Raw genomic sequence first — 1,560 nt, forward strand, 5'->3', positions numbered from 1 at the left:
ATGCTGGAATGTCAGGAGCGCCAAAATGGCCGACCGCACTTGAAACGACATTCGCGTCGGCGCAGCCAGTATAGAACAGGAACTGATCAATTTGGTGCGAGGCGATATCGACCAGGATGCCGCCGTAATTCACGGGATCGAAAAACCACGCCGGGCGTAGCGCACGGTTGAGCCGGTGCGGCCCCAGGCCCGTCACATGGATGACCTCGCCGATGGCGCCGTCCATCGCCAGTTGCGTCGCCAGCGTCGAGGCTCGGGTCAGGAGGCGCTCCGAAAAGCAGATCGAAAAGATGCGTCCCGTCTCACGCACGGTCTGCCGCACGGCGGCAAGCTGCTCGAACGTGGTCAGGCCGGGCTTGTCCGCAAGCACGTCCTTGCCATGCCACATGGCCTCGACGGCAATGGCGGCCCGGTCGGAGGGGACAGCCGCGGTAACGACGAGGTCGATGGCGGGATCCTCGATCAGGCGCCGTCGTTCGACCGGCGCGATCCGTGGAAAACGCTCGGCGATGCCGGCGGCAACCTTGGGATCGGTCGTCGCGGGATCGTAGCCGGCGCACTCGGCGCCGGCATCCAGAAGCCCACCGATCAGGTCATAGACGTGACGATGATCGATGCCGATCACGGCAAATCGCATTGGTCCGCTATTTCATCTTGTTGGCACCGACCTCGCGGTCCCATTTCTCGAAGGCGGCGACCAGTGCTTCCGGCTTTAACGGCGCTTCGACCGGGAACTTCCTGATCAGCTCTTCATATTGTGGGCGGCCGAACTCTGCGATGGCGTCCTGGCTTTCCTGCGGCGCGGCGCTGAGTGGTACCCCCTTGACCGCCGGACCGGGATAGAAATAGCCCTTGTCGTAGGTATAGGCCTGCTGCGCGGGTTCGAGCATGAAGGCCATGAGCTTGACCAGAACCGCGACCTTTTCCTCCGCGACGCCCTTGGGAATGCACATGAACTGCGTATCGGGCACCCAATGCGTGCCTTCGAGCGCAAACGTCTCGATCTCCTTCGGCACGATGCCCAACACACGCGGGTTGATGTCCCAGCCGAAGGTGGAAACGATCATGTCGCGGGTGCCCTCGGCCAGCTCCTTCATCGTCACCGTGGTGCCGGAGGGATAGTAATCGATTCCTTCATCCAGCGCCTTCAGATAGGCCCAGGTCTTCTCCCAGCCGTCGACGGGATCCTGCGGATCCTTGTCGCCGAGCAGGTAGGGGAGACCCATCATGAATGTACGGCCAGGGCCGGAATTGGTGGGCCGCGCATATATGAAGCGGCCCGGATTGGCCTTGGCCCAGGCTAGCAGCTCCTCGACCGAGCCGGGAACCTCCTTCACCCGCTCAGGCGCGTATTCGATCAGCGGGCCGGAAGGATAGTAGTTGACGACAACGCCATATCCCGCGCCCTGCTTCTTGTGCAGGGCCAGTGCGGCGGGTTCGTAATTGTCCTCGATTTTGGGGAACTTGTCGTTGAAATCCGGCAGAATCTTGATCCACGTGCCGTTGGCTAGGCCTGCCGCCAGACCGTCGGACCCGGTCAGCACCATGTCGATATCGACG

Annotated in this window: 2 protein-coding genes; both read right to left on the reverse strand. The window is 62.2% G+C overall.

Annotation, left to right across the window (positions count from 1 at the left end; genetic code table 11):
- A partial coding sequence (locus FJ980_RS31125) for a Gfo/Idh/MocA family oxidoreductase (protein ID WP_140547377.1) occupies positions 1-637 on the reverse strand: 637 nt, incomplete at its 3' end.
- A gap of 7 nt (positions 638-644) precedes the next feature.
- On the reverse strand, positions 645-1,560 hold a 916-nt coding region (locus FJ980_RS31130; protein WP_140547378.1), incomplete at its 5' end, for an extracellular solute-binding protein.

The organism is Mesorhizobium sp. B1-1-5, from assembly GCF_006443065.1.
Classification (GTDB): Bacteria; Pseudomonadota; Alphaproteobacteria; order Rhizobiales; family Rhizobiaceae; genus Mesorhizobium.